Source organism: Haemophilus pittmaniae (assembly GCF_900186995.1).
Classification (GTDB): Bacteria; Pseudomonadota; Gammaproteobacteria; order Enterobacterales; family Pasteurellaceae; genus Haemophilus_D; species Haemophilus_D pittmaniae.
The window spans coordinates 1591630-1617516 of record NZ_LT906463.1 but is presented as its reverse complement, the minus strand read 5'-3'; the positions used below and the strand labels follow the sequence as shown (position 1 = coordinate 1617516).

The 25887-nt window shown below is 41.2% G+C and carries 25 protein-coding genes, 1 other RNA gene and 1 riboswitch; of the genes, 13 read left to right on the top strand and 13 right to left on the bottom strand.

What is annotated here, in order from left to right; translation table 11 throughout:
• Positions 1-19 precede the first annotated feature (19 nt).
• Together moaA and thiI are read right to left on the bottom strand one after the other, a co-directional pair.
• Complete coding sequence (moaA, locus tag CKV74_RS07835) at positions 20-1033, bottom strand: GTP 3',8-cyclase MoaA (protein WP_007243414.1); 1014 nt, start codon at positions 1031-1033, stop codon at positions 20-22.
• A riboswitch (molybdenum cofactor riboswitch) is annotated at positions 1022-1168 on the bottom strand. Its footprint overlaps the gene before it by 12 nt.
• A gap of 292 nt (positions 1169-1460) precedes the next feature.
• On the bottom strand, positions 1461-2909 hold the full coding sequence (gene thiI, locus CKV74_RS07830; RefSeq protein WP_039847933.1) for a tRNA uracil 4-sulfurtransferase ThiI: 1449 nt from the start codon (positions 2907-2909) through the stop codon (positions 1461-1463).
• A 213-nt stretch (positions 2910-3122) separates the two neighbouring features.
• Here thiI and xseB point away from each other — a divergent pair, with 213 nt between their 5' ends.
• The 3 genes from xseB to dxs are packed head-to-tail and all read left to right on the top strand — an operon-like array spanning position 3123 to position 6141.
• Complete coding sequence (gene xseB, locus CKV74_RS07825; RefSeq protein ID WP_007243397.1) at positions 3123-3362, top strand: exodeoxyribonuclease VII small subunit; 240 nt, start codon at positions 3123-3125, stop codon at positions 3360-3362.
• Complete coding sequence (gene ispA, locus CKV74_RS07820) at positions 3362-4255, top strand: (2E,6E)-farnesyl diphosphate synthase (RefSeq protein ID WP_007243413.1); 894 nt, start codon at positions 3362-3364, stop codon at positions 4253-4255. Before xseB ends, ispA begins: the two co-directional genes overlap by 1 nt.
• 29 nt (positions 4256-4284) lie before the next feature.
• Positions 4285-6141 (top strand): 1-deoxy-D-xylulose-5-phosphate synthase, encoded by a 1857-nt coding sequence (dxs, locus tag CKV74_RS07815; RefSeq protein ID WP_095176974.1) that lies wholly within the window; start codon positions 4285-4287, stop codon positions 6139-6141.
• Between the two features lie 383 nt (positions 6142-6524).
• Here dxs and rplT read toward each other — a convergent pair whose 3' ends face one another.
• Both rplT and rpmI read right to left on the bottom strand, forming a co-directional pair.
• Positions 6525-6878 carry a 50S ribosomal protein L20 gene (rplT, locus tag CKV74_RS07810; RefSeq protein WP_005596075.1) on the bottom strand — a complete coding sequence of 118 codons (354 nt, stop codon included), beginning with the start codon at positions 6876-6878 and terminating at the stop codon, positions 6525-6527.
• 66 nt (positions 6879-6944) lie between these two features.
• Positions 6945-7142: a 50S ribosomal protein L35 gene (gene rpmI / locus CKV74_RS07805; RefSeq protein WP_005596065.1), complete on the bottom strand. Its 198-nt coding sequence runs from the start codon at positions 7140-7142 to the stop codon at positions 6945-6947.
• A gap of 245 nt (positions 7143-7387) precedes the next feature.
• Between rpmI and CKV74_RS07800 the strand changes: the two genes are divergently transcribed.
• Positions 7388-7792, top strand: coding sequence for a sel1 repeat family protein (locus CKV74_RS07800; RefSeq protein WP_007243430.1), 405 nt, complete (start codon positions 7388-7390; stop codon positions 7790-7792).
• Between the two features lie 102 nt (positions 7793-7894).
• On the opposite strand, the gene infC is transcribed toward CKV74_RS07800, so the two are convergent.
• The 6 genes from infC to CKV74_RS07770 form a co-directional block, all read right to left on the bottom strand.
• On the bottom strand, positions 7895-8437 hold the full coding sequence (gene infC / locus CKV74_RS07795; protein ID WP_095176973.1) for a translation initiation factor IF-3: 543 nt from the start codon (positions 8435-8437) through the stop codon (positions 7895-7897).
• A 123-nt stretch (positions 8438-8560) separates the two neighbouring features.
• A complete protein-coding gene (locus CKV74_RS07790) occupies positions 8561-9358 on the bottom strand; it encodes a D-hexose-6-phosphate mutarotase (RefSeq protein WP_007243370.1) in 798 nt (265 codons plus the stop codon).
• A gap of 110 nt (positions 9359-9468) precedes the next feature.
• Positions 9469-11412: an ABC transporter ATP-binding protein gene (locus CKV74_RS07785; protein WP_095176972.1), complete on the bottom strand. Its 1944-nt coding sequence runs from the start codon at positions 11410-11412 to the stop codon at positions 9469-9471.
• An 89-nt stretch (positions 11413-11501) separates the two neighbouring features.
• Positions 11502-12857: an anti-phage deoxyguanosine triphosphatase gene (locus CKV74_RS07780; protein WP_007243435.1), complete on the bottom strand. Its 1356-nt coding sequence runs from the start codon at positions 12855-12857 to the stop codon at positions 11502-11504.
• Positions 12854-13546 carry a CidB/LrgB family autolysis modulator gene (locus tag CKV74_RS07775; protein WP_007243419.1) on the bottom strand — a complete coding sequence of 231 codons (693 nt, stop codon included), beginning with the start codon at positions 13544-13546 and terminating at the stop codon, positions 12854-12856. Before CKV74_RS07775 ends, CKV74_RS07780 begins: the two co-directional genes overlap by 4 nt.
• Before the next feature lie 9 nt (positions 13547-13555).
• Positions 13556-13966: a CidA/LrgA family protein gene (locus CKV74_RS07770; protein ID WP_095176971.1), complete on the bottom strand. Its 411-nt coding sequence runs from the start codon at positions 13964-13966 to the stop codon at positions 13556-13558.
• A 102-nt stretch (positions 13967-14068) separates the two neighbouring features.
• Between CKV74_RS07770 and CKV74_RS07765 the strand changes: the two genes are divergently transcribed.
• The 6 genes from CKV74_RS07765 to ppnN are packed head-to-tail and all read left to right on the top strand — an operon-like array spanning position 14069 to position 19158.
• A complete protein-coding gene (locus tag CKV74_RS07765; protein ID WP_007243380.1) occupies positions 14069-14560 on the top strand; it encodes a thermonuclease family protein in 492 nt (163 codons plus the stop codon).
• Between the two features lie 2 nt (positions 14561-14562).
• Positions 14563-15765: a cysteine desulfurase gene (locus CKV74_RS07760; RefSeq protein ID WP_007243428.1), complete on the top strand. Its 1203-nt coding sequence runs from the start codon at positions 14563-14565 to the stop codon at positions 15763-15765.
• Positions 15759-16133: a SufE family protein gene (locus CKV74_RS07755; protein ID WP_007243406.1), complete on the top strand. Its 375-nt coding sequence runs from the start codon at positions 15759-15761 to the stop codon at positions 16131-16133. The genes CKV74_RS07760 and CKV74_RS07755 overlap by 7 nt, the downstream gene beginning before the upstream one ends.
• A gap of 2 nt (positions 16134-16135) precedes the next feature.
• Positions 16136-16921 (top strand): Zn-ribbon-containing protein, encoded by a 786-nt coding sequence (locus tag CKV74_RS07750; RefSeq protein WP_007243418.1) that lies wholly within the window; start codon positions 16136-16138, stop codon positions 16919-16921.
• 24 nt (positions 16922-16945) lie between these two features.
• A complete protein-coding gene (queF, locus tag CKV74_RS07745) occupies positions 16946-17785 on the top strand; it encodes an NADPH-dependent 7-cyano-7-deazaguanine reductase QueF (RefSeq protein ID WP_007243412.1) in 840 nt (279 codons plus the stop codon).
• An 8-nt stretch (positions 17786-17793) separates the two neighbouring features.
• Entirely contained in the window at positions 17794-19158 is a 1365-nt protein-coding gene (gene ppnN / locus CKV74_RS07740; protein WP_007243400.1) for a nucleotide 5'-monophosphate nucleosidase PpnN, read from the top strand.
• A 94-nt stretch (positions 19159-19252) separates the two neighbouring features.
• On the opposite strand, the gene tyrA is transcribed toward ppnN, so the two are convergent.
• Complete coding sequence (gene tyrA, locus CKV74_RS07735; RefSeq protein WP_007243373.1) at positions 19253-20377, bottom strand: bifunctional chorismate mutase/prephenate dehydrogenase; 1125 nt, start codon at positions 20375-20377, stop codon at positions 19253-19255.
• A 217-nt stretch (positions 20378-20594) separates the two neighbouring features.
• Here tyrA and CKV74_RS07730 point away from each other — a divergent pair, with 217 nt between their 5' ends.
• Positions 20595-21785, top strand: a complete 1191-nt coding sequence (locus CKV74_RS07730) for an amino acid aminotransferase (RefSeq protein WP_007243371.1) — start codon at positions 20595-20597, stop codon at positions 21783-21785.
• Between the two features lie 35 nt (positions 21786-21820).
• Here CKV74_RS07730 and dinB read toward each other — a convergent pair whose 3' ends face one another.
• Both dinB and CKV74_RS07720 read right to left on the bottom strand, forming a co-directional pair.
• Complete coding sequence (gene dinB / locus CKV74_RS07725; protein WP_095176970.1) at positions 21821-22891, bottom strand: DNA polymerase IV; 1071 nt, start codon at positions 22889-22891, stop codon at positions 21821-21823.
• A 121-nt stretch (positions 22892-23012) separates the two neighbouring features.
• A complete protein-coding gene (locus tag CKV74_RS07720) occupies positions 23013-23543 on the bottom strand; it encodes a hypothetical protein (RefSeq protein WP_007243368.1) in 531 nt (176 codons plus the stop codon).
• A 108-nt stretch (positions 23544-23651) separates the two neighbouring features.
• On the opposite strand from CKV74_RS07720, the gene ssrA reads away from it, so the two are divergent.
• Together ssrA and glnS are read left to right on the top strand one after the other, a co-directional pair.
• Positions 23652-24017, top strand: a transfer-messenger RNA (tmRNA) gene (gene ssrA, locus CKV74_RS07715).
• Positions 24018-24079: 62 nt separating this feature from the next.
• Positions 24080-25747 (top strand): glutamine--tRNA ligase, encoded by a 1668-nt coding sequence (gene glnS, locus CKV74_RS07710; RefSeq protein WP_007243410.1) that lies wholly within the window; start codon positions 24080-24082, stop codon positions 25745-25747.
• Positions 25748-25887 lie beyond the last annotated feature (140 nt).

The following is a 25887-nucleotide window of genomic DNA, read 5'->3' as shown; positions in this document are numbered from 1 at the left end:
AATGCCGCAATGGGAAATACTAACCGCCGATGGATGCTAAATGCGCCCGCACGCCGCTATCGCCTTGATGCAAATAATGGTGTTCACGTTTACCTTGTAAAGCCGCAAAAATGCGAGCCTGTAACAACGGTTGCTGTTCGGCTGATTGTAATAAATCGCGCAATTCGATGCCTTCCTCACCAAATAAACAAAGGTGCAATTTACCCTTTGCTGACACCCGCAGACGATTACAACTAGCGCAGAAATCTTTTTCATAAGGCATAATCAGGCCAATTTCGCCTCGGTAATCCGCATGACGAAAAACTTTTGCCGGACCATCGGTACGAGATTTTTGCTGCAATTGCCAACCATTTTCGAGGAGTTTATCTGCTAACAATTGACCTGATAAATGATGGCGTTGGAAGAACCCATCCATTTCGCCCGTTTGCATCAATTCGATAAAACGCATTTGAATTGGACGGTCTTTTATCCAGGCCAAAAATTGACTAAATTCGCTATCGTTAACATCTTTCATCAACACCGAATTCACTTTCACTTTTTGATAGCCGACTTCAAAAGCTAGATCGATGCCCCGCATCACCTCATCAAATTTATTAATACCGGTGATTTGATGGAACATCTTTGGATCTAAGCTATCCACGCTAACATTAATTGAAGTAATACCGGCCGCTTTCCAGGCTGCCACATCCTTGGCCATACGATAGCCGTTAGTCGTTAGAGCCAATTGGCGAATACCATCGATTTGAGCAAGCGTTTCGGCGATCGGTAAAAAGTCCTTACGTAAGGTCGGCTCCCCACCGGTAATACGGATTTTTTCCGTACCCATAGCGGCAAATGCACGCGCTAAATAATCAATTTCACTTAAGCTTAGAAACTGTGGTTTATTCGCTTCAGGACGATAACCATCAGGAAGGCAATAGTTACAGCGAAAATTACACTGATCGGTAATCGACAGCCGTAAGTAATAGTATTGACGTTGAAACGGATCGACTAAATGTCCCCCGTTCACGTTTTTAATGGGGATAGATTGCATGTCACACCTTTCTAAAAATGGAGAGGATAAACCGTTTCCGACGTATCCCTGAATAACGAACTTCGTTATTGGCGTTGCCGCCATATTTCCAATACAGGAAACTTAGGCTAAACAAGCTCGGAGTTATGCTATAAAAACTGCTTGGATTCTAAGGAGTTAAGCTAAAAATAACAATGCTAATGATGCAATTGCCTAGTGCTTTTGTGAAATTTACAACAAAGTGGTTATATAGAAAAATAAATAAAGAAATTTCTCCTTTCACCTAAGAGGCCAAAATCAAGACCTGAGTGGCATAATTTCAGACATTATTCAAATGCTATTGTCAGCCCCCCAACAAAAAAGGGCGTTTGAAACGCCCCTTCAAAAATCAGAGTTTTTGCAAAAATAACACATAACCCATTGATTTTATTACACTTGATATAAAAATCTATTTTCCAAATACGCGTACGTTGGAAAAACCGTTTTCTTTTAAATAAAGTGCCTGTAATTTGCTCATCACACCACGTTCACAATAAAGCACATAATTTTTGCTTTGATCTAACGCGCCAAATTGACTGCTTAATTTGTAAAACGGTAATAACATGACTTCATGGCCTTCAGCCACAAACGGACGCTCATCGGTTTCTTCCGGACTGCGAATATCCAAAATCACATCATTTTCGCCCAATACTGACACAGCATCTACTGAGACGACCTCTTTTTCCGTTTGCTCAGCAATTTGCCGAATATCTAGATAATCGGCATTTTGTACTGCTTGTTCCAATACGCTGAAATCAAAATTGCTCTCTTCGGCAAGAATTTTTTCACGTACCGCCTTAATGGTTGGATTCTTGGAAATCACACCACAAAACTCTGGCATGGATTTAGCAATATCTTCGGTACCAATTTCCTTAGCCATAGCAATGATTTGCTCTTTATCATGGCTGATTAACGGACGTAACACCAATGCATCTGCCGCTTCGTCAATCAAGCGCAAATTAGTAAGGGTTTGGCTGGAAACCTGGCCAAGTGCTTCACCGGTAACAATCGCCTGAATATCAAAACGCGCCGCCACTTGAGAAGCGGCCCGCACCATCATACGTTTTAGTACGACCCCCATTTGGCCATTGTCGACTTTTTCCAAAATTTCCCCAACAACAGCTTCAAACGGAATTGCGATGAAACGGACTTTATGCGATGAGCTATAACGATTCCAGATATGGTAGGCCATTTGCTTCACTCCGATTTCGTGTGCCGCTCCGCCTAAATTGAAGAAGCAATAATGCACCCGAGAACCACGACGCAATAACATATAGCTAGACACACCGGAGTCAAAACCGCCGGAAATTAATGACAATACATCCTCTTGGGTGCCAATAGGATAACCCCCAAGCCCTTGATGACGAGCGTTAATCAACATCATTTTGTCATCTTCAATGTCAATGCGTACTGTCACATCCGGATTCTTCAAACGTACCTTTGCAGATTCCACATGTTGATTTAAGCCACCACCGATATAACGCTCCGCCTCAATAGAGCTGAAACTATGATGGCCTTTACGTTTTACACGTACGCAAAAGGTTTTATTTTGCAAACTCTCGGCCACTTCAGCTAACGTTAGTTCGAATAGATGATGCAAATCAGTAAAAGGTTTTTCATCCACTTCTAAAAAATGGTGGATACCTGGGATACGTTGTAACAATTCGATCAGTTCAAGACGGTGTTGCTCATTTTTAGAACGCACTTCAATGTAGTCCCAATGGCGTACCACAGCAACTTCCTTATCGAACTTTTGCAAAATATTGCGAATATTGCTGGTTAAAATTTTAGCGAAACGTTTACGCACAGTTTCGCTTTTAATCATGATTTCAGGGAAAAGTTTGACGATAAATTTCATAATTTGGGTCGGATTCAATAAAAATGCGGCGTATTTTACGCGATGCGGCGAAAAAGTCTATTAGCAATCCTCCAACCCTAGATCCGCCGACTATTTCCAAACGCTGATTTTTAATGCGGATATCCCGTGAATCGTGGAAATTAGGTTTTAACATCATTAACAAAATAGCGTACAATGGCGCGAATTTTTTTCGTCTCAAAAGGAGCCTTGATAATGGCACGTAAAGCGGCAAATGATATCGATTTTGAAACCGCGTTGGCACAGTTGGAAACGATTGTTAGCCGTTTGGAAAGTGGTGAACTTCCTTTGGAAGAAGCCTTAAAAGAATTTGAAAACGGTATTCAATTGGCTCAACAAGGGCGTGAACGGTTACAACAGGCAGAACAACGCATTCAAGTTCTGTTACAAAAAAATGCCGATGCGCCATTAGCCGATTATCAAGGAAATTCATAATGAGTTATCAATTTGCTAACGAATTGTTGCAAACACAACAACGTATCAATGATTTTCTCAGTGCGCGTTTAAATGCTATCGACAGCCATCAAGCACCATTGCGCGATGCAATGAAGCATGGTTTATTATTGGGCGGCAAACGCGTGCGTCCATTTTTGTTATATGCCACCGGTGAGATGTTGGGCGCTACTCCGCAAGCATTAGACTATGCGGCAGCGGCAATTGAGGCGGTGCATGCCTATTCCCTAATTCATGATGATTTGCCGGCAATGGACGATGATGCCCTACGCCGCGGTCAACCGACTTGTCATATCGCATTTGATGAAGCCACTGCTATTTTAGCGGGAGATGCGTTACAAACCTTAGCCTTTGAAATGCTCACCGAAACTCCGGTGATTTCAGCCGAACAAAAACTCTTGTTGGTAAAAACCTTAGCACAGGCTTCCGGTGTGGAAGGGATGTGTTTGGGACAAAGTTTGGATCTTATTTCCGAGCATAAACAGGTAAGCCTAGCCGAATTGGAATTAATTCATCGGAATAAAACCGGTGCTTTGCTTAATGCTGCATTAATGATGGGATTTATTTGTTCACCACATTTTAACGATACAACTCTTGCCAAACAGCTACAGCGTTATGCGCAAGCTATTGGATTAGCCTTTCAAGTGCAGGATGATATTTTGGATATTGAAGGTGAAACAGCAACTCTCGGTAAAACTGCGGGTTCCGATCTGAATTTAGACAAAAGCACCTATCCGAAATTGTTGGGGCTTACCGGTGCCAAACAAAAAGCCCAAGAACTGTATCAGGATGCATTACAGGCTTTAGCTGATATTCCTTTTGATAGCAAAGCGTTACGCGCGCTTGCCGAATTTATTGTCAATCGCAAAAATTAATTTTGCGGATATTTAGGACTAACGAATCTATGAACAACTACCCTCTTTTATCCCTTATTAATTCACCGGAAGACTTACGCTTGTTGGATAAATCCCAACTGCCGCAGCTTTGTCAGGAATTGCGGAGTTATCTGTTGGAATCGGTTAGTCAAAGCAGTGGCCATTTGGCATCGGGACTAGGAACTGTGGAATTGACTGTGGCACTGCACTATATTTTTAAAACCCCGTTTGATCAGTTAATTTGGGATGTTGGCCATCAAGCCTATCCGCATAAGATTTTAACCGGGCGCCGCGATCGTATGCCTACGATTCGTCAAAAAGATGGCCTACATCCTTTCCCTTGGCGTGGTGAAAGCGAATTCGATGTGTTAAGCGTTGGACATTCCTCCACCTCAATTGGTGCTGGATTAGGTGTTGCGATTGCCGCAGAAAAAGAAAACGCAGGCCGCAAGACCGTGTGCGTGATTGGTGATGGCGCTATTACTGCCGGAATGGCCTTTGAAGCACTAAACCATGCGGGTGCATTACACACCGATATGCTGGTTATTCTAAATGATAATGAAATGTCTATTTCCAAAAATGTGGGAGCTCTAAATAATCATTTAGCCCGCATTTTCTCTGGTTCGCTTTATTCAACGGTACGCGACGGCAGTAAAAAAATCTTAGATAAAGTGCCCACCGTTAAGAATTTCATGAAAAAAACCGAAGAGCATATGAAGGGCGTGATGTTTTCACCGGAAAGTACGCTATTTGAAGAACTCGGTTTCAATTATATTGGTCCGATTGATGGCCATAATATTGATGAATTAATTGCTACCCTAAGCAATATGCGCGATTTGAAAGGACCGCAGTTTTTACATATTAAGACTAAAAAAGGCAAAGGCTATGCTCCGGCGGAAAACGATCCTATCGGTTTCCACGGTGTACCTAAATTCGACCCAAGCAGCGGCCAATTACCTAAATCCAATGCTAAACCAACTTATTCCAAAATCTTTGGGGACTGGCTATGTGAAATGGCTGAACGAGATGACAAAGTTATCGGTATCACCCCTGCAATGCGCGAAGGTTCCGGTATGGTGGAATTTTCCGAACGCTTCCCTGAGCGTTATTTTGATGTGGCAATTGCCGAACAACATGCGGTAACTTTCGCAGCGGGTTTGGCTATCGGTGGTTATAAACCGGTGGTGGCAATTTACTCAACATTCTTACAACGTGCCTACGATCAATTGATCCACGATGTCGCAATTCAAAACCTTCCAGTGTTATTTGCCATTGACCGAGCAGGTATTGTCGGAGCAGACGGGCAAACCCATCAGGGCGCCTTTGATTTGAGTTTTATGCGCTGTATTCCGAACATGTTAATCATGACGCCAAGTGATGAAAATGAGTGCCGGCAGATGCTTTATACCGGTTTTCAAGCCGGTTGTCCGGCTGCGGTACGCTACCCACGTGGTAACGCCATTGGGGTAAATTTAGAGCCATTATCTGAATTGCCTATTGGTCAATCCAAATTGGTACGTCAAGGTCGTCAAATTGCTATTTTAAACTTTGGTACCTTATTGCCATTCGCCCTGCAAGCCGCAGAGAAACTTGATGCAACAGTCATCGATATGCGTTTTGTAAAACCATTGGATAAGGAACGTATTAAAGAAATTGCGGAAAGCCATCAGCTGATCGTCACTTTAGAGGAAAATGCTATTCAAGGTGGTGCCGGTTCTGCCGTTGCAGAAGAGCTAAATGCTCAAGGCTCTGCTCACTGGTTATTACAACTGGGTCTGCCGGATTACTTTATTCCACAAGGTAACCAAGCTGAAATGTGGCATGAATTGGGATTGGATGGCGAAGGTATTGAAGAAAAAATTCGCACTTTTAATACATTAAATTAAAAAAGTTTGAACAACATGGAACTTATTGTTCAAACCTCTGTCAGATAAGGCGCTAGTGCACTGCCAACGCGCAGTTTTTTATTCGTTTTTTATATTTAAACATTACCGCTATTTCCCTTGAATAGCGGTTTTTTCTTTTCTAGCATCTGACCTCACCACGCTGCAGCATTTACTAATAACGGTAATGTCCAACGATTTGATATTAAGCAGCATACCATCTCTCTTCGCACACTGCCCAATACTGTGAATTCCCCTTGGTCATTTACACATATGTTTCTTATCAGAAACAAGATCAATATGAGGCAAGTAAAGAGCATTACTTTTTTATGCTAAAAGAAAGGACGCCTTTGGGCGTCCTAATTTTGAATCTAAACTTTAAAAAATTAAAGTGCAGATTTTGCTTTCTCTACTAACGCAGCAAACGCTACTTTGTCGAATACAGCGATATCAGCAAGGATCTTACGGTCGATTTCAACAGACGCTTTTTTCAAGCCGTTGATAAATTTGCTGTAAGATAAACCATTTTGACGAGCCGCAGCGTTGATACGTGCAATCCATAATTGACGGAATTGACGTTTACGTTGACGACGGTCACGATATGCGTATTGACCAGCTTTGATCACCGCTTGGAAAGCAACGCGATACACGCGTGAACGTGCACCATAATAACCTTTAGCAGCCTTAAGAACTTTCTTATGGCGTGCTCTTGCAATAACACCACGTTTTACACGAGCCATTATTTAATCTCCTATGTAATATTTTTAACTAATTTAACTAATCGTACGTTTTGCTTAAATAACGGCTTATGCGTATGGTAAGCAAGCTACTACTAAAACTTGGTCTGCTTTCGCAACCATTGATTTATGACGTAAATGACGTTTACGTTTAGTTGTCTTTTTAGTCAAAATATGACGTAAGTGAGATTGTTTACGTTTGAAACCGCCAGAAGCTGTTTTTTTGAAACGCTTAGCAGCACCACGTACTGTTTTAATTTTAGGCATTGTTAAAAAACTCCGCATTGTTTTTGGTTTAACTGAATAATCAGGCGAATTCTTACGAATTACTTGCTAGCACTAATTACACTACTTTGCGACTTGCATCACAATCTAAAAAGCAACTCAGGCTGCTGAGTTCGCCTGTTTGCTTTAGTTTTTCTTATTTATAAAGAAAAACTTTGTGATTATACTTGTTCTTTGTTTTTTTTCAATATAATTTCGATGATTCTTCTTTATAGAAAGTATGGTTTATGAAAACTAAATTTATGATTGTGGCTTCTTTGGGGGCATTATTTGCACTACCGAGTCAAGCAGATCCTATTCGTGCAGGTATTTCTATAAGTGCGGGAGTCGCAATTGGCACTATAAACAAAACAAAATGCAGCTTTGCTGATGAAAAATTTAATGCGATGAAAGTTAAAGCACCTTATGTTAATTTATCCACTTCCACTATTAACCAAGCAAAATCAGCCCCTAAAATGACAGGGCTAATTTATTATGAAAGTGATCAGGTTCCACAAAATGTTGCTAAAGCAAAAGAGTGGTATTTAAAAGCAATTGAATATAAGCACCCGGTAGCGTCTTATAATTTAGGCGTAATTAATGAAGACGAAAATCATTATAAAAAAGCAATTTTATTATCAAAAATCTTGTGAATGGGGAAGAAAAGAAGGCTGTGAGGCATTAAAAGAGCTAAAATAAATACATAGTAAACAACGTAAAAAAAGCAACCTGAAGGTTGCTTTTTTTATTGTTTATTATTTTTTCTTCGGTGCAATCACCATAATAGCTTGGCGACCTTCCAGTTTACCCGGGGCGGATTCAACAACAGCCAACTCTTCGGTATCCTGTTTCACTCGCTCCAACACATCCAAACCGATGTCTTGGTGAGCCATTTCACGACCACGGAAACGCACCGTAATTTTTACTTTATCACCGTCTTCTAAGAAACGGGTGATGCTGCGTAATTTCACTTGGTAGTCGCCTTCGTCAGTACCTGGGCGGAATTTAATTTCCTTCACTTGCACGACTTTTTGTTTTTTCTTCTGCTCTTTCGCGGTTTTGCTTTTCTCGTAGAGGAATTTACCGTAGTTCATAATGCGGCAAACCGGCGGTTCGGCATTAGGACTGATTTCCACTAAATCAAGCTCGGCCTGTTCAGCCATATGTAACGCCTCTTGAATTGAGACAATACCCGCTTGCTCACCATCTTGGTCAATCAAACGAACTTCTTTTACGCGAATTTCATCATTAATGCGATTTGGGCGGTTATTCGCCGGTGCTTTTTTTACGGTTTTAATAATTTTTTTCCTCTAATTGTTTTACGAAAATTTACCACTCATAGTGGCAAATACTCAATTCATGCTTTTTAAGCGAACAAAAACGCGGCAGATTCTATAGTATTTGTCGCGCTCTTGCAACGTTTAAAATGTGTTAAACGCAATCTCTACGCCGATACTATCACCAAATTGTAAAGGACGGGAAAGTCGTGCGGTTTCCACACAAAGCATGCTTTTATGTCCCTCTTCACTCATTGAACTAGTCGGCTTTTGCCAAGGATTCCATAACACGATTTCTCCGGCCTGCTGATGGCTAATTGTAATCTTGCGTTGCCAACGCTGATCGACAATTTGCGAATCGGCTTGCTCTAAGTGATAAATACAATCTACTTCGCGATCAATTATCCGCGGAGAAGGTACATTTTGCACCCGCCCGGTCAATTGATTAAAACATTGCTCAGGCAAATTTTGTACTTCGGTATGGGTAATATCCGCAACTCGAAAATAGCTATGCAAAGCGGCTTGTGCACTGTCTTGTCCGTAATGGGTAAAGGTAATTTGACAAGTTTCAGCAAAACGCATGCGTACTTTAGCTTCGATAATACCCTGTTCATCAAATAACGAAAATTCCAACATCACTTTATCCGTATCAATTTGATAATCGCTTAATTGCCACAAGCGTAGTCTCGCTGTTCCGTGCGAAGGTTGGAAACGCGGACCAAACCAAGGATAACAAATCGGTATACCGCCACGAATGGCTTGTCCGGCCTTAAAGGGTTCAATCTCACTTAACCAAAACACATCCTGTGCCGCGCCGGCAGGTTGCCAACTGAGCAGCTGTGCGCCCTGCAAAGCAATTTTTGCCTCTCCGGTTGTATGTTTCATTACAACAACCGGAATTTCATTCATTTGAATTAGGCTTAAGTGTTCATTAATTTCCATGTTATTTTCTCCTTTTATCAGCCAAACGCCCCTTCCGTTTTTAGAGTTTTTCCAAAATAAGCATCTAACTCATTGATTTTATTAGAGTTAATCTTAAAACTCGGTTCTGGCTATTTTGCCTGAGCTTGATTTTGTTTTTCTTCCAATTCTTCCCAACGGGCAAACGCACTTTCTAATTCCGCCTCGCTATCAGCCAATGCTTTTAACTTAGCATCGGTGATGTCGTGGGCTTGTTGGAAAAAGTTAGGATCACCAATCTCCGCTTGCAGTGCCGTAATTTTATCTTCTAATTCTTCCAATAATTGTGGCAACTGCTCTAACTCACGTTGTTCTTTATAAGAAAGCTTCACGGATTTTGGTTTCTGGGAAGCTACTTCATTTTTCATGGTAGCTTCCTGTACTTTGGGTGCGTCTTTTTTAACTTTTTGAGCCTCTTGCTCTGCTTTTATCGCAAAATAATTAGCTTGCTGCCCTTTCGCATCAAAGAAACCACCCACGTATTTATTCAATACGCCATCACCTTCAAAGAAATAACACTCAGTCGCTACGTTATCAATAAACTGACGATCATGGCTAACAATCAACAATGTGCCTTGATAATCGGTGAGGATTTCTTCCAATAATTCTAAGGTTTCTACATCCAAATCATTGGTCGGTTCATCGAGAATCAGTAAATTATTCGGTTTTAGTAATAATTTTGCCAATAACAAGCGGTTACGTTCCCCTCCGGAGAGCGCTTTAACCGGTGTCATGGCTCGTTTCGGTGGAAATAAGAAATCCTGTAAATAACCTAACACGTGGCGTTTTACCCCATTGACTTCAATGTCCTGCTTGCCATCAGCAACGTTGTCCATCACCGTTTTTTCCGGATCAAGATCTGCCCGGTATTGGTCAAAATAGGCAATATCTAATTTAGTACCACAATGAATGCGCCCGCTAGTTGGCTTGATTTCACCTAATAAAAGTTTAATAAAGGTAGTTTTTCCGCAACCATTTGGCCCCACTAAAGCAATTTTATCGCCACGTAAAATGGTCGTGCTGAAATCTTTAAGTAGCTGTTTGCCTTCAATCTCATAACTCACATCTTCCATTTCAAACACAATTTTGCCGGAACGACTGGAATTATCTAATTGCAGCTTAGCTGTACCCATCACTTCACGACGTTGGCGACGTTCTTCACGCATCGCTTTTAAAGCTCGCACACGGCCTTCATTACGCGTACGACGTGCTTTAATACCTTGACGAATCCATACTTCTTCTTGCGCTAAACGCTTATCGAAAAGATCGTTCTGTAATGCTTCGACACGTAAGTTTTCTTCTTTCGTCGTGAGATATAAATCATAATCGCCAGGATAAGACACTAATTTACCACGATCCAAATCGACAATACGGGTCGCCATTTTGCGGATAAAAGAACGGTCGTGGGAAATAAACACTATACTTCCGCTAAATTCTAATAAGAAGTTTTCTAACCATTCGATTGCATCCACATCCAAGTGGTTAGTTGGTTCGTCCAATAACAACACATCTGGATTACACACCAAAGCTCGTGCAAGGGCCGCTTTACGCAACCAACCGCCAGATAAATCCGCTAATTTGGTATCAGGATTTAATTCTAGTTTTTGGAGTACTTCATTAATTTTATTTTCAAATTGCCAACCGTTGGCGTGTTCTAATTTGGCCTGAACATGTGCTAGTTGATTAAGAATTTGCTCGTTGTAATTTTGTGTCAACTCTTGCGAAATATGATGATATTCCTTTAACAAATCTGCTAAATGCTCAATCCCTTCCGCTACATAATCGAAAACATTGCCTTCGGCGTGACGTGGCGGATCTTGTTCTAAACGGGAAACCACTAAATCTTTTTCATACTGCACTTTGCCGTCATCCATGGTGACTTGCTGTGCAATAATTTTTAATAAAGTCGATTTACCTGCACCGTTACGCCCCACTAAACACACGCGTTCATTTGGCTCAATATGTAGGTCTGCATGATCAAGCAACGGATGGTCACTAAAGGATAAATAGGCATTGGTTAAACTGATTAAAGCCACGATAAGTTCCTAACAATAATGGGAAAAAATAAAAGACCGCTTATTCTACCCGTTTTGGCTAAAAAATGCGGTCTTTTTCCTTGATGAAATTAGCTAAGTTGATGATAAACCCGCAATGCATAAGCATCGGACATTCCCGCGATATAATCGCAAATGATCCGTTTTTTGCCGGCATCCGGTGCACTTTTCCAACGATTTGCCGTATTGCTCGGTAACAAACGCTCTGGATCGGATTCAAAAATCTGGAACATTTCCGTTAAAATACGTTGTCCTTTATATTCAATTCGCTGGGTTTCCACATGGCAAATAACATATTGATACACGAATTGTTTGAAGACATTTAATGCCGCAATCACATCATTTGGTAATTCTGCGTTATAACGTAACAAAGGCTCTGTAAAATCCCCTGTTTCACGCCAACGCACATGCGTAATAAAGAAATTAACCAATGCACCAATCGCATTTTTACGTTCAAAATGACGTGGTGAAAATAATTTTTCACTAAGCGCAACTGCATTTTCATTAAACCAAGGAACATTGAGCGACAATAATGTATTTAAACCTTCCTGCCATTGTTGAACATGCACCATACCGGTCACGATAGCATCTTCTAAATCATGTACCGCATAAGCAATATCATCCGCCAATTCCATAATTGAACAATCTAAAGATTTAAAACGGCTTTTCAGATAATCTTCCGGTGAAAGACGGTCTTTTTGCCAACTACGAAATAAATAGCGATCTGCGTCTGAAAGTGGCGCTAATAGCCAATCGAACATAGATAAATCATCACGAAAGAGCCCTTTCCCCGGTCTCCAATTGCGTAATTTAATATGGCGTGGAGGCATATCTGAATCCATTGAAAACTGCCCATATTGCGGTGAACTTTCATCGAGGATGCAAGGATATTTAACCACGCCTAATAATGTGCGGCGGGTTAAATTCATGCCCGCATTTTCCGTATAAGGCTCGAGTTTGGTTAGAATACGAAAAGTTTGCGCATTACCTTCAAATCCGCCTTGATTGCGCATCATATAATTGAGCGCGACTTCCCCTCCATGACCAAATGGCGGATGACCAATATCATGGGCAAAACATAAGCTTTCAATTAAGTCATTGCTTGGCAATAAAGGCTTGAGACGCTTTTGTAATTCGCTTTTTTCAATTTGTAGCTGATCTGAAAGTGCATTAACGCTATCGGCAAATTTTAATTGAGAAACAAGACTACTACCGATTTGTGCGACTTCAAGAGAATGGGTCAAACGGGTGCGATAAAAATCATTTTCACCGACCGCATGAATTTGGGTTTTAGCCTGCAAACAACGAAAGGCTGCAGAGTGTAAAATACGTCCGCGGTCACGGCGAAATGGCGGACGATGATCTTTTTCACGGGGCGGATCGGCCAAAAAGCGAGCCGTCCAAAATTCGGCAGGGAAAATTGTCATACCAATAGATAAATGATTTTAAAAACTAAGGGAGCCAAGATGGAGCTCATAATACCGCAAAGCACAAGGGAAATCGAACTGAAACTCCCTGCCTTAGGATTGATTTCCATACAACTCACTGTGCCTAGTGCGTGGGAAACCGAACCCACCGATAATCCAATAGCCTCCTGATGTTTTAATCCCAATTTTTTCAAAATCAAATAACCAAACATAGAACCTTGTAAACCGGCTAGCACCACCCCTACCGCCGTTACCGCAGGAATACCGCCTAAATGGGAAGAAACCTCCATTGCAATTGGCGTAGTAATGGATTTTGGTAATACCGTTGCTACCATCTCCGGTGAAGCGCCAAGTAAAATCGCTACCACAGCCCCACTTATCATCGAAAAAAGCGAAGCTAATGCAATTACTGAAAGAATTATCTTCCATTGCTTTGCAATTTCCCGTAATTGCTCATACAGCGGCAATGCCAACGCAACAATACTTAAACCTAACAAATTGTTAATTGGTGCATTCCCCGTCATATAATCATCGTATGGAATATCGCCAATCTCTAAAATAAGTACCAAAATAATAACGGTTAATACAAAGGTATTAAAAATAACCGATTTCCAACGTTTAGAAATTTGTAAAGCTAGCCAGAAACCAAAAATCGTTAACGCGGTATAAAGATAAATTGCATACTGCATTCTTAGCCCCTATTTATTTGAAGTGCGTTTAGCCAATACTTTTTTCCGTTTATGGCCAAAGGATTGAGTATGAAACAAGTAATTGGCAAGTACACCAATAAATACCAAGGTAAGACAAGTACTGACCACATTCGGGATAAGCAGCACCTTCATTTCATCCACCAGCACCCCATAGTATTTGATAATTCCCACACTAACCGGAACAAACAACACCGCCATAAAGCGAATTAATAAACTGGAACCTAAATAAATCCACTCCAATCGCACCAACCGGGTTGTAAGACAAAAAAACAGCAATAATAATCCCCAAATACTGCCGGGAATCCCAGCAGGGATATAATTAGAAATCAAATTGCCGAGCAATAACATAATGTATAAAATCGCCAAGGAACGTATGAGTTGTATTATTTTTTGTAACATAAATTTCCTGTTAAACTTTTCTCGCAAAAAATCAAAATAATTTTACGCTCTTTTAGCCCTTTGGCTACCCTTTTTAGGTAAAAAACCGAAACCGATCAAAAAATGCTTAAAAAAAATCTTTTCCTATTAGCCCTGTTAATGTTTACCACCGATGCTTTTGCCTTCCGGCAAATTGATTGTTGGGTCGTAGGTATCAGTGATGGAGATACAATTACCTGCTTGTTACCTACGAAAAAACAATTAAAAGTACGTTTGCAGGAAATTGATGCACCGGAAAAACGCCAACCCTTTGGTAATAAAGCTAAACAATACCTTTCTCGGCTTATATATAAAAGAAATGTGACGTTGTCAGTTTCTGGCTATGATCGTTATCAGCGAATTCTGGTTACCGTTTATTTTCAAGAACAGAATATCAATTTAGAGATGGTAAAACATGGCATGGCTTGGGTTTACCCGCAATACGCTAAAAACAAAATCTACTTTCAAGCACAGGATTTGGCCCAACAACAAAAAATCGGTTTATGGCGAGATCCCAACCCTATCGCCCCTTATGAATGGCGCAAACAGAACAAAGCAGGCAAACACGGAGAGTAACTATGGCTTTCGATTACTTATCATTTAAACGAGAATTCCCTTATTTTCAAACAGCAAATGCCGTGGTTTATTTGGATAATGCAGCGACAGCATTAAAGCCTCAGGCATTAATCGATGCAACAAATGCATTCTACCAATCGGCCGGCTCCGTACACCGTAGCCAATATGAAGCTGCACAAACAGCACAATATGAAAATGCTCGTCACCTAGTCAAAACCTTAATTAATGCGGAAGATGAAAAAGCCGTAATCTGGACTTCTGGGACGACTCATAGCATTAATTTAGTTGCCAATGGTTTACTCCCCTCTTTGCATGCGGATGATGAGATTTTAATTAGTCAAGCAGATCATCATGCTAATTATGTTACTTGGCATGAAACAGCGAAAAAATGTGGGGCGAAAATTCAAGTGTTGCCTATTTTGGATAATTGGTTAATTGATGAAAATGCCTTAATTGCAGCATTGAATGAGAAAACCAAATTAGTCGCACTCAATTTTGTTTCCAACGTAACGGGAACGGAACAACATATCCAGCATTTAATTCGACTAATCCGCCAACATAGTAATGCGCTCGTTTTAGTGGATGCCGCTCAGGCTATTAGTCATATACAGATTGATTTGCAGGCATTAGATGCGGATTTTATCGCCTTTTCTGCACACAAAATTTATGGGCCAAATGGCATTGGCATATTAAGCGGAAAATTGAGCTCGCTTTCCCTGCTACAACCACTTTTTTACGGTGGAAAAATGATTGAGCGCGTATCCCATGAATGTATTACCTTTGCCAATTTGCCTTATCGACTAGAGGCTGGTACACCGAATATTGCGGGCGTGATTGGTTTTGGGGCGGTGCTAAATTGGCTCAAAAAATGGGATATTCAGGCAGCTGAAGCTCATACTGTTGAGCTTGCTGAACAAAGTAAAGCGCGGTTAAAAAACTATCCGAATTGTCGTTTATTCAATTCACCGCAACCAAGTTCTGTAGTCTGTTTTGTTTTTGATGGGATTGCGACGTCAGATCTTGCTACCCTATTAAGTGAACAAAAAATTGCATTGCGCGTTGGTGAACATTGTGCACAACCTTATTTAGCCCGCCTTGGTGAGCGCACTACACTACGACTTTCTTTTGCGCCTTATAACAGCCCACAAGATGTGGACGCTTTTTTTGCTGCACTAGATAAATCCTTAGAGTTATTAACATGCTAGAAAACATTAAACAGGCAAAAAATTGGGAAGATCGCTACCGTTTTATTATTCAAGCTGGTAAGCATCTCTCTTCCCCCTCTCCAGATGAATTAACTCAAATGCGATCAATTCAAGGCTGCGAAGCAGGGCTTTGGTTTAAGACCATTCCACAAAATGACGGCACGTTTCAATTTGAAGCTTACAGCGAAGCGCGCATTATGAATGGTTTATTATGGTTGTTGCTACAAAACATCAATGGACAAACCAATAATCAACTACAACAATTTAATATCCGTCAATTTTTTGATGATCTCGGTATTGCCTCTCGCTTAAGTGAAACCCGCTTAAACGGTTTAAAACAAATTGAAGAAATCTTGCACAATCTGTAATTATGTATCTGATCGAACCTTTTTTTAAATTGACCGCCTTAGAAAACGACATTGGCCAACAAAGCCGTTTGCTCAATGCAATCATCGACCAATGGCGTTATAACGGGCAAATTATCGGCCGTGAAATTCCGCTTTATTTAACGGAAGAAGATGGCGAACAAGGTTTTGCAATGCGCGTTATTTGCCCTGAGCAAGATAGCCTTTTACCCGAGAATAATAACCAAACTGTGAATCTGGCGATGGAAAATGCTGAAAAGTGCGGTCTAAATTTTCAAGGTTTTCAAATTATTGCCGATGATTTAAATGCTGACAGTACAGCTGAATGTAGCCGACCTGCATGGCAGATGCTCTACACCACGCATTTACAATCTTGCTCGCCATTGCATAGTGGAGAAGATTTTTCCCCAATCCCACTTTATAAACAGCTAAAAAATCAACCGCACTTAAGCCAAGATTTGATTAAATGGCAGGAAAATTGGCAGGCTTGTGATCAGTTGCAAATGAATGGTTCGGCTTTAGAAAAAGAATCATTAAGCGAAATCTCCGAGGTTAATAGCACGCTCAGCAAACATGGACGCTACCTTGCTGCTGAAATCGAAAAGGAAAGCAGCATACCGACCTATTATTATTTATACCGTGTCGGTGGCCATTCTTTAAAATCGGAACAACAACGCTGCTGCCCGTATTGTGGTGGCGATTGGGCATTAGACGTGCCACTATTTGATGTAATTTACTTTAAATGCGACCAATGTCGATTAGTATCGAATCTGTCGTGGAATTTTTTATAACGCTTTCGTCATTTAGGAAAACAAATGAACTATCAAGATAAAAGCCTTCAATCCTTAAAACTCGGTCAAGCAACAGAATATGCTGCGAATTATGACCGTACTTTGTTACAACCAGTGCCTCGTAAACTCAATCGTGATGGCTTAGGTATAACCGAACAACAGCCATTTACCCAAGGGGCGGATATTTGGACAGCCTATGAAATTTCTTGGTTAAACCCAAAAGGGTTGCCACAAGTGGCTATTGCCGATGTGGAAATTGATTATCGCAGTGAAAATTTAATTGAATCAAAAAGCTTTAAACTCTATTTAAACAGCTTTAACCAAAGCAAATTTGCTGATTTTGCTAGCGTAGAACGCACTATGCGTGAAGATCTAAGTGCTTGTGCTAAAGGCGAGGTCAAAGTGCGTTTAAATCCATTATCCAATTATCAAGAACAAGCCATCGATACGTTAACGGGCGATTGCATTGACGAACAGGATATCGAAATCCACAGCTACGAATTTAATGCGGATATTTTGCAAAATTGTACGTCCGATAATATGGTAGAAGAATCCTTAGTGAGCCATTTATTGAAATCCAATTGTCTTATCACTAGCCAGCCCGATTGGGGAACCGTGCAAATTCATTATGTGGGTAAACAAATCGATCGCGAAAAACTTCTCCGCTACATTGTGTCTTTCCGTCAACATAATGAGTTTCACGAGCAGTGTGTGGAGCGTATTTTCTGTGATTTGATGCATTACGCCAAACCAGAAAAACTCACCGTCTATGCGCGTTATACGCGCCGTGGTGGATTGGATATCAATCCATTCCGTTCCAACTTTGAGGAAATTCCGCAAAATTTACGCCTTGCCCGACAATAAGGATTTTTATGTCAAACATTCATTTAGTTAATCCCAAAGGCAGCATGGATCAATTGTCCCATATTGAAATGGAACAACTGGCCAAAAAAGCCCAGTCATCACTCTATGCCCTGTATCGTAACTGTTCACTGGCGGTGCTCAATTCCGGTGCGATCAGCGATGACAGCCGCACCCTGCTAGCCCGCTATTCAGACTTCGATATTTATCTGGTCACCAAAGAACGCGGAGTATCGCTAGAATTGCACAATCCACCGGAAAGCGCCTTTGTAGATGACAAAATGATGCTGAATATTCAATATCACTTGTTTGCCGTACTACGCGATATTTTATTTGTCAATGTGCTCAACCACGACACCGCCAAACTCGATGGCAAAGGCATCACCAATTTGGTGTTTTCCATTTTACGTAATGCGAAAGCGTTGATTGTCGGCGAATCGCCAAATTTGGTGGTATGTTGGGGAGGCCATTCCATTAATGAAGTGGAATATCGTTACTGCAGACAAGTCGGTTTAGAATTAGGATTACGCGAAATGAACATTATCACCGGTTGCGGTACCGGTGTGATGGAAGCACCAATGAAAGGCGCTGCTATTGGGCATGCCAACCAACGCTATAAACAAAGCCGCTTTATCGGCATTACCGAACCTTCAATCATCGCCTCCGAACCACCAAATCCGATCGTTAATGAACTGATCATCATGCCGGATATTGAAAAGCGTTTAGAAGCCTTTGTGCGCATGGGGCACGGTATTTTGATTTTTCCGGGAGGGCCGGGAACCTTTGAAGAATTGTTATACGTATTGGGAGCGAAACTCAACCCGGAAAACCAAGCACAGCATTTGCCGATTATTTTAACCGGCCCAAAAGAAAGCTCAGACTACTTCGCCACCATCGATCGCTTTATTGGTGAAGTATTGGGCGAAGAAGTGCAAAAACTATATCAAATAGTGATTGATGATCCGGTGAGCGTAGCGCGCCATATGCGCAAAGCTATGGAGAATGTCAAAACCCAACGCCGTCAATCGGGAGATTCTTATGGGTTTAACTGGTCGCTTAAAATTGATCCACGCTTGCAACAGCCTTTTGAACCAAGCCATGAAAATATGGCCGCACTGAATCTCACCTTCAATCAATCTCTGATGGATTTAACCGCCAATTTACGCCAAGCATTTTCCGGTATTGTCGCGGGAAACATTAAACCGCAGGCACAGGATGCAATTGCCCAAGCTGGCAAATTTAAATTACATGGTGATCCGATATTACTCGCCAAAATGGATGCTGTCCTTACCGATTTCATCGCCCAGCATCGCATGAAATTACCGACGGGCAAAGCCTATGAACCTTGTTATGAGATTATCACAGGGCAAGCATAACAGCGGAAATAAAAAAGGGCGTGTGAAACGCCCTATTGATTTTCAGAGTTTTTACTAAAAACAACTGTAAGCCATTGATTTTATTAGATATAGATTAAAAATGCCGTAAATCATTGGCTTGCTGCAATAATTGACGACTTTCCTTAAGGAATTGTTCGGAATAATCGCCAAACCACGCTCTCACCTCTTCAAAGGCATTAATAAAACCATCCTTATCGCCCTTCTCAAAAAATGCTAAGGCTTCTTCATAGCTTTGTTTAAGGCTTTCGATCACCTGTAGGTTTTCCGGTTTATCCATAATGATATCCGCATATAGTGCCGCATCTTGCGCAAACAGACGGCCGATCATGGCTAATTCCAAACGATAAATCGGCGAAGACAACGCCAATAAATTCGCTAAATTGACCGGTTGCTTAGAAAGATGCAGACCATTGGCGAAAGTTGCGAAGTGCCGTAAAGCCTGCACGTAGGTCATATTATGATCATGCTCTGCGGCATCGGTTTGGTAAATTTTGGCGCCCCAAATTTCAATTTGCGCTAACAACCATTGATATTGTTCGGCATCGCGTCCATCGCAACGCACTACGACCTGTTTAGCCATACTTGGTATATCAGGCCCAAACATTGGGTGCAAGCCTAATACCGGCCCCTGATGCACTTCTAACATTTTCGCTAGAGGTTCACGCTTCACCGAGGTGAGATCCGCCAACAGCATATTTTTTGTTAAATAAGATTTTAGCCGTTCGATGGTTTTTAACGTATTGGCTATCGGCACCGAGACTATCACCACATCAGCATTCGTCAGAATAGCTTCCGCTACATCCCAATCCTCCCGATCCAGAATAGAAATCGGATAGCCGGAAGCTCGTAAATAGCGGGCAAACAACTGCCCCATTTTGCCGTAACCACCGACAATCACGATTTTTTTGATGTGAGGATTGACGGTTTTAAAACCAAACTGATTTTCGCTGTGATAAGACTCACGCATAATGCGACGCAAAATATCCTCAATCAAATCACCTGAAATTCCCATTTTTTCGGCTTCCAAGCGACGCGCTGCAAGCATTTGACTTTCCCGTTCTGGCACATAGACGGGTAAGCCGTGGCGATGCTTCACATCTCCCACTTGCGCCACTAACTCCAAACGTTTGGCTAATAATTGCAACAACTCGCGATCGGTTGCATCGATTTCTGCACGTAGATCATTTAACGGTTCCACGGTATTTCCTCTTTAAAAGCGTAACGATTTAAAAATCTAGGGGAATTTTTGCAAAAAAGCAAACGGTTGCTAAAAAATCTTTAAAAATACCCTTATTTTTTTATGAAAATTCAAACCTCATCGGAGTGGCGTTAAAGTTTTGTTAATTTCCCTTGAAAAAAATAAATCGACAGCGTATAAACGGGAACAGTTCAGCAACGCAAGAAAGGAGAAAATCATGTTTGAACAAATCAAAGCAGCTCCGGCCGATCCGATTTTAGGTTTAGGCGAAGCCTTTAAAGCCGAAACCCGTACCAACAAAATTAACCTAGGTATCGGTGTATATAAAGATGCCAATGGACAAACTCCAATTATGCGGGCAGTTAAAACGGCAGAACAACGTTTGCTGGAAAAGGAAAATACTAAAAACTATCTCACTATCGATGGGATTGCCGACTACAATCAACGCGCTAAAGAGTTATTATTTGGTGCTGATTCAGCCATTATTAAAGCGGATCGTGCCCGTACCGTACAAAGTCTCGGTGGCACCGGTGCCTTACGGATTGCGGCTGAATTTGTAAAACGCCAAACCAAAGCACAAAATGTTTGGATTAGCACACCAACTTGGCCAAACCACAATGCAATTTTCAATGCGGTTGGAATGACTATTCGTGAATACCGTTACTACGATGCCGAACGTAAAGCCCTAGATTGGGATAACTTATTAGCTGATTTAAGCCAAGCCGGTGAAGGTGATGTTGTGCTATTACACGGTTGCTGCCATAACCCAACAGGGATTGACCCAACTCCGGAACAATGGCGTGAATTAGCAGCAATTTCCGCAAAAAATGGTTGGTTACCGTTATTTGACTTTGCCTATCAAGGTTTAGCCAATGGTTTAGATGAAGATGCTTATGGCCTGCGTGCATTTGCCGAAACCCATCAAGAGTTACTAGTCGCTAGTTCATTCTCGAAAAACTTTGGGCTTTATAACGAACGTGTGGGAGCCTTTACGCTTGTTGCTGCGAATGCCGAAATTGCGGCTACTGCACTAACCCAAGTAAAAAGTATTATCCGTACCCTTTATTCCAATCCAGCCTCCCACGGTGGTGCAACGGTGGCTACCGTATTAAATGACGCACAATTACGCGCCGATTGGGAAGCAGAATTAGCTGAAATGCGTGAACGTATCAAAAAAATGCGTCACCTTTTTGTTCAATTACTTAAAGAGTATGGCGCACAACAGGATTTTGATTTCATTATTCAACAAAACGGTATGTTCTCTTTCAGCGGCCTATCTGCCGCCCAAGTGGATCGTTTAAAAGAAGAATTCGCGATCTACGCAGTACGTTCCGGTCGGATTAACGTAGCCGGTATCACGGAAGATAACATCCGCTATCTCTGTGAAAGCATCGTCAAAGTACTGTAATGCTTAAATAAAAAAGTGCGGTTAACCGCACTTTTTTATTGCCATAAATCCAATTGTTCATCCCATTGCTTTTCCGGTAATGCCAGAGAAATTCCCACTAAACGAACCTCTCGTCCTCTTGCCCGTTGCCAAATTTGTTCAAGTAACGAACTAAATCCAGTCAAAGAACAAGGCTCTCCGGTCTTTTCTAAGGTAGTGACCTGAAAATCGGCAAATTTAAGTTTAACTCCAATTTTTTTAATCTGTTTTGTATCAATCGTACTATTCTGACGAAGAAGCCGCTGGATTAACTCGTCATAGAGTGAAGGTAATAAAGCCAACCCGTCTGCAACATTTCGAATGTTTTCAGATAACGTTTTTTCAACACCAACGGATTTTCGCTCACGATGTGGTTGTACCTGACGATTATCCACTCCATGGCTAAAATCCCAAATACGCTGTCCCATCTTGCCAAAAATATTGAGTAGTACTGATTGATCCATACGTTGAATATCTGCACAGGTCGTCAATCCCATCTGCTCCAAACGCTCCGCCGTGACTTTGCCTACTCCAGGAATTTTACTTAAATGCAAGCTGCGTACAAACGCCTCTACTTCCTCGGGTTTAATGACAAATTGACCATTGGGTTTATTCATATCAGAAGCTATTTTTGCTAAAAATTTTAGTGGCGCAACACCAGCCGATGCCGTCAATTGCAATTCCTGCCAAATATGACGGCGAATATCCTCAGCAATCCAAGTCGCGGAACCTTGCAGCATCGAGCAATCTGTGACATCTAAATAAGCCTCATCCAATGAGAGTGGTTCAATAAGATCCGTATAGCGCTTAAATATTTGATGAATTTGTGCAGATACCTGTTTGTATAGAGGCATATTAACCGGAACTAAAATTAACTTCGGACATTTTTTTATAGCCTGGGCTGTTGGCATCGCACTATGTAAGCCAAATTTACGAGCCTCATAATTACAAGTTGTTAGCACTCCCCGTTGACGCGATAAACCACCTACAGCCACAGGGAAACCTTGTAGTTTGGGATTTTCTCGAATTTCAACGGAAGCATAGAAACAATCCATATCAACATGAATAATTTTACGTAAAGGACTCATAATGAATACTTATAGGAGAACAAAAGCGCATTTAAGTATAGCGAAAGAAAATATACTGTTCAAGAATACAGTAAAAAGCCCGCAAAAGCGGGCTAAAAATAAAATGAAAATAAAAGAAAAACTAATCGCTTAAACTCTGTTTATTAGCAAATTGAATGCGGCGATCAATTGGGAAGACTTTAATTTGCGATTGACTATCCATAAATACCGCTCGATGTTTCTCTTCAATTTGCAAAAACGGAATCTGGAAGTTGATGTTAAACGAAGCATTTGGCATTAACGGTGCCTGCATATTAATTTGCATATCTTGGCTATATACAACTTGACGTTTATTCACATAAGCCCCTAGCCATTCGATGGAAGAAATCGGCAGTTCACCAATATTGGTAACAGTAAATTTAAACAAGGCTAATGCCTGCCCTTTATCATTAATGACCATTTCACGACCTAAGGTCTTAATGCTTAATACCTGATCAATCGATTTCGGCATTTTAGCTTGTTGGTTTTGCTGAGGTTGTTGAGGTTGTTTGTTTTGTTGGGATTCAGTAGCTGCCGGTTTTAAAGCTGCTGCCTTATTTTCTACAGCATGTACATTAGCTGCAACCAATAAAGCTAATAACGGCGCACTAATCAGAGTAGAGATTTTTTTCATAGTAATATTCCTTATATAAAACAAGGAGAATTCTACCCGAAGCCCGTCTTTTAATAAATAGCTTCTTTTCCTTTTTCAATTTTTTTGCTAAACTGCCAGCCTATTTTTGGGGCTGATTCTGGATTCGACGGGATTAGCAAAGCCCAAGGTGCACGTCGAGGTGCGGTAGGCCTCGTAAATAAACCGTAAAAAAATAGTCGCAAACGACGAACAATACGCTTTAGCAGCTTAATAACCTGCTCATCGCCTTCGCTCCCTAGCTTCCGCTCGTAAGACGGGGATAAAGCGGAGTCAAACCAAAACGAGATCGTGTGGAAGCCCCCGTTTGAGGATCGAAGCATTAAATTGAATCAAACTAGCTTAAGTTTAGCGTGTCTGTCCGCATGCTTAAGTGAAATTAAAGACTAGACTAAACGTGTAGTGCTGAAGGTAGAGTGATTTCGGACGCGGGTTCAACTCCCGCCAGCTCCACCACCCATTTAAAAAAGCCTTGAAGTTTAAATAGTTCAAGGCTTTTCTTGTATCAAGAGAATTATATGACAGCAGAACTCTCCCCTAACGTGGAAAACCCGCGTATACAAAATTTCATTACCAATATCATCGATGAAGATTTAGCTTCAGGTAAACACAAAAGCGTTCATACTCGTTTTCCACCTGAACCAAACGGCTATTTACATATCGGCCATGCAAAATCCATCTGCTTAAACTTTGGTTTAGCAAAAGAATATCAAGGTTTATGTAACTTACGTTTTGACGATACCAATCCAGTAAAAGAAGATGTGGAATATGTAGATTCTATCAAAGCTGATGTGGAATGGTTAGGTTTTAAATGGGAAGGCGAACCGCGTTATGCTTCTGATTATTTCGATGCGCTTTATGGCTATGCCATTGAGTTGATCGAAAAAGGTTTAGCGTATGTGGATGAACTTTCTCCAGATGAAATGCGTGAATATCGCGGTACATTGACCGAGCCGGGTAAAAACAGCCCATATCGTGATCGTAGCGTAGAAGAAAACCTCGCGTTATTCGAAAGAATGAAAAATGGTGAGTTTGCCGAAGGTACATTAAGTCTTCGTGCAAAAATCGACATGGCATCGCCATTTATGGTCATGCGTGATCCTGTGCTTTATCGTATTAAATTTGCCAGCCATCACCAAACCGGTGACAAATGGTGCATTTACCCAATGTATGATTTCACGCACTGTATTTCTGATGCTATTGAACGTATTACACACTCTCTATGTACATTAGAGTTCCAAGATAACCGCCGTCTATACGACTGGGTATTGGAAAACATTAGTATTGAGCGCCCATTACCACATCAATATGAATTCTCACGTTTAAATTTAGAAGGCACGTTAACGTCCAAACGTAAACTATTGAAATTAGTGAACGACGGCATTGTTGATGGTTGGAATGACCCGCGTATGCCAACTATTTCAGGTTTACGTCGTCGTGGCTATACCCCAGCTTCATTACGTGAATTCTGTCGTCGTATCGGTGTAACTAAGCAGGATAACGTTGTGGAATACTCTGCACTTGAAGCCTGTATTCGTGAAGATTTAAACGAAAATGCACCACGCGCAATGGCGGTGATTGATCCTGTTCGTGTTGTGATTGAAAACTTTGAAGGTGAAGAAACCTTAACTGCACCAAATCACCCGAATCGTCCTGAATTAGGTGAGCGTCAATTACCGTTTACGAAAGAGCTTTATATTGATCGCGCAGACTTCCGTGAAGAAGCAAATAAACAATATAAACGCTTAGTATTAGGTAAAGAAGTGCGTTTGCGTAATGCTTACGTGATTAAAGCTGAACGTGTCGAAAAAGATGCAAATGGCGAGATCAGCACCATCTTCTGTACTTACGATCCAGAAACCTTAGGTAAAAACCCTGCAGATGGTCGTAAAGTAAAAGGTGTTATTCACTGGGTATCTGCTGTACACAACCACCCTGCTGAATTCCGTTTATACGAGCGTCTTTTCACCGTACCTAACCCTGGTGCTGCGGAAGAAATCGAAAGCGTGTTAAATCCAACCTCTTTAGTGGTGAAACACGGTTTTGTGGAACAAAGCCTTGCAAATGCAGAACCTGAAAAAGGTTACCAATTTGAACGCGAAGGCTATTTCTGCGCAGACAACAAAGACAGTCGCGCAGAACACTTAGTGTTTAACCTTACTGTAAGTTTAAAAGAAGGCTTTTAAATCTTCACAATTATTAAAGTGCGATCAAAATTGATCGCACTTTTTTATCTTAAGTAAAAACCATTCTGCTTTTTATTCCTTTCTTAACACAGCCCTCAAACCACAATTTTTTCATTCACAACTTACTCACAAATCATCTA

Coding starts and splice junctions, on each gene's coding strand:
- moaA (WP_007243414.1), bottom strand. CDS start 1,033: ATGCAATCTATCCCCATTAAAAACGTGAACGGGGGACATTTAGTCGAT.
- thiI (WP_039847933.1), bottom strand. CDS start 2,909: ATGAAATTTATCGTCAAACTTTTCCCTGAAATCATGATTAAAAGCGAA.
- xseB (WP_007243397.1), top strand. CDS start 3,123: ATGGCACGTAAAGCGGCAAATGATATCGATTTTGAAACCGCGTTGGCA.
- ispA (WP_007243413.1), top strand. CDS start 3,362: ATGAGTTATCAATTTGCTAACGAATTGTTGCAAACACAACAACGTATC.
- dxs (WP_095176974.1), top strand. CDS start 4,285: ATGAACAACTACCCTCTTTTATCCCTTATTAATTCACCGGAAGACTTA.
- rplT (WP_005596075.1), bottom strand. CDS start 6,878: ATGGCTCGTGTAAAACGTGGTGTTATTGCAAGAGCACGCCATAAGAAA.
- rpmI (WP_005596065.1), bottom strand. CDS start 7,142: ATGCCTAAAATTAAAACAGTACGTGGTGCTGCTAAGCGTTTCAAAAAA.
- CKV74_RS07800 (WP_007243430.1), top strand. CDS start 7,388: ATGAAAACTAAATTTATGATTGTGGCTTCTTTGGGGGCATTATTTGCA.
- CKV74_RS07790 (WP_007243370.1), bottom strand. CDS start 9,358: ATGGAAATTAATGAACACTTAAGCCTAATTCAAATGAATGAAATTCCG.
- CKV74_RS07780 (WP_007243435.1), bottom strand. CDS start 12,857: ATGACAATTTTCCCTGCCGAATTTTGGACGGCTCGCTTTTTGGCCGAT.
- CKV74_RS07775 (WP_007243419.1), bottom strand. CDS start 13,546: ATGCAGTATGCAATTTATCTTTATACCGCGTTAACGATTTTTGGTTTC.
- CKV74_RS07770 (WP_095176971.1), bottom strand. CDS start 13,966: ATGTTACAAAAAATAATACAACTCATACGTTCCTTGGCGATTTTATAC.
- CKV74_RS07765 (WP_007243380.1), top strand. CDS start 14,069: ATGCTTAAAAAAAATCTTTTCCTATTAGCCCTGTTAATGTTTACCACC.
- CKV74_RS07760 (WP_007243428.1), top strand. CDS start 14,563: ATGGCTTTCGATTACTTATCATTTAAACGAGAATTCCCTTATTTTCAA.
- CKV74_RS07755 (WP_007243406.1), top strand. CDS start 15,759: ATGCTAGAAAACATTAAACAGGCAAAAAATTGGGAAGATCGCTACCGT.
- CKV74_RS07750 (WP_007243418.1), top strand. CDS start 16,136: ATGTATCTGATCGAACCTTTTTTTAAATTGACCGCCTTAGAAAACGAC.
- queF (WP_007243412.1), top strand. CDS start 16,946: ATGAACTATCAAGATAAAAGCCTTCAATCCTTAAAACTCGGTCAAGCA.
- ppnN (WP_007243400.1), top strand. CDS start 17,794: ATGTCAAACATTCATTTAGTTAATCCCAAAGGCAGCATGGATCAATTG.
- CKV74_RS07730 (WP_007243371.1), top strand. CDS start 20,595: ATGTTTGAACAAATCAAAGCAGCTCCGGCCGATCCGATTTTAGGTTTA.
- dinB (WP_095176970.1), bottom strand. CDS start 22,891: ATGAGTCCTTTACGTAAAATTATTCATGTTGATATGGATTGTTTCTAT.
- CKV74_RS07720 (WP_007243368.1), bottom strand. CDS start 23,543: ATGAAAAAAATCTCTACTCTGATTAGTGCGCCGTTATTAGCTTTATTG.
- glnS (WP_007243410.1), top strand. CDS start 24,080: ATGACAGCAGAACTCTCCCCTAACGTGGAAAACCCGCGTATACAAAAT.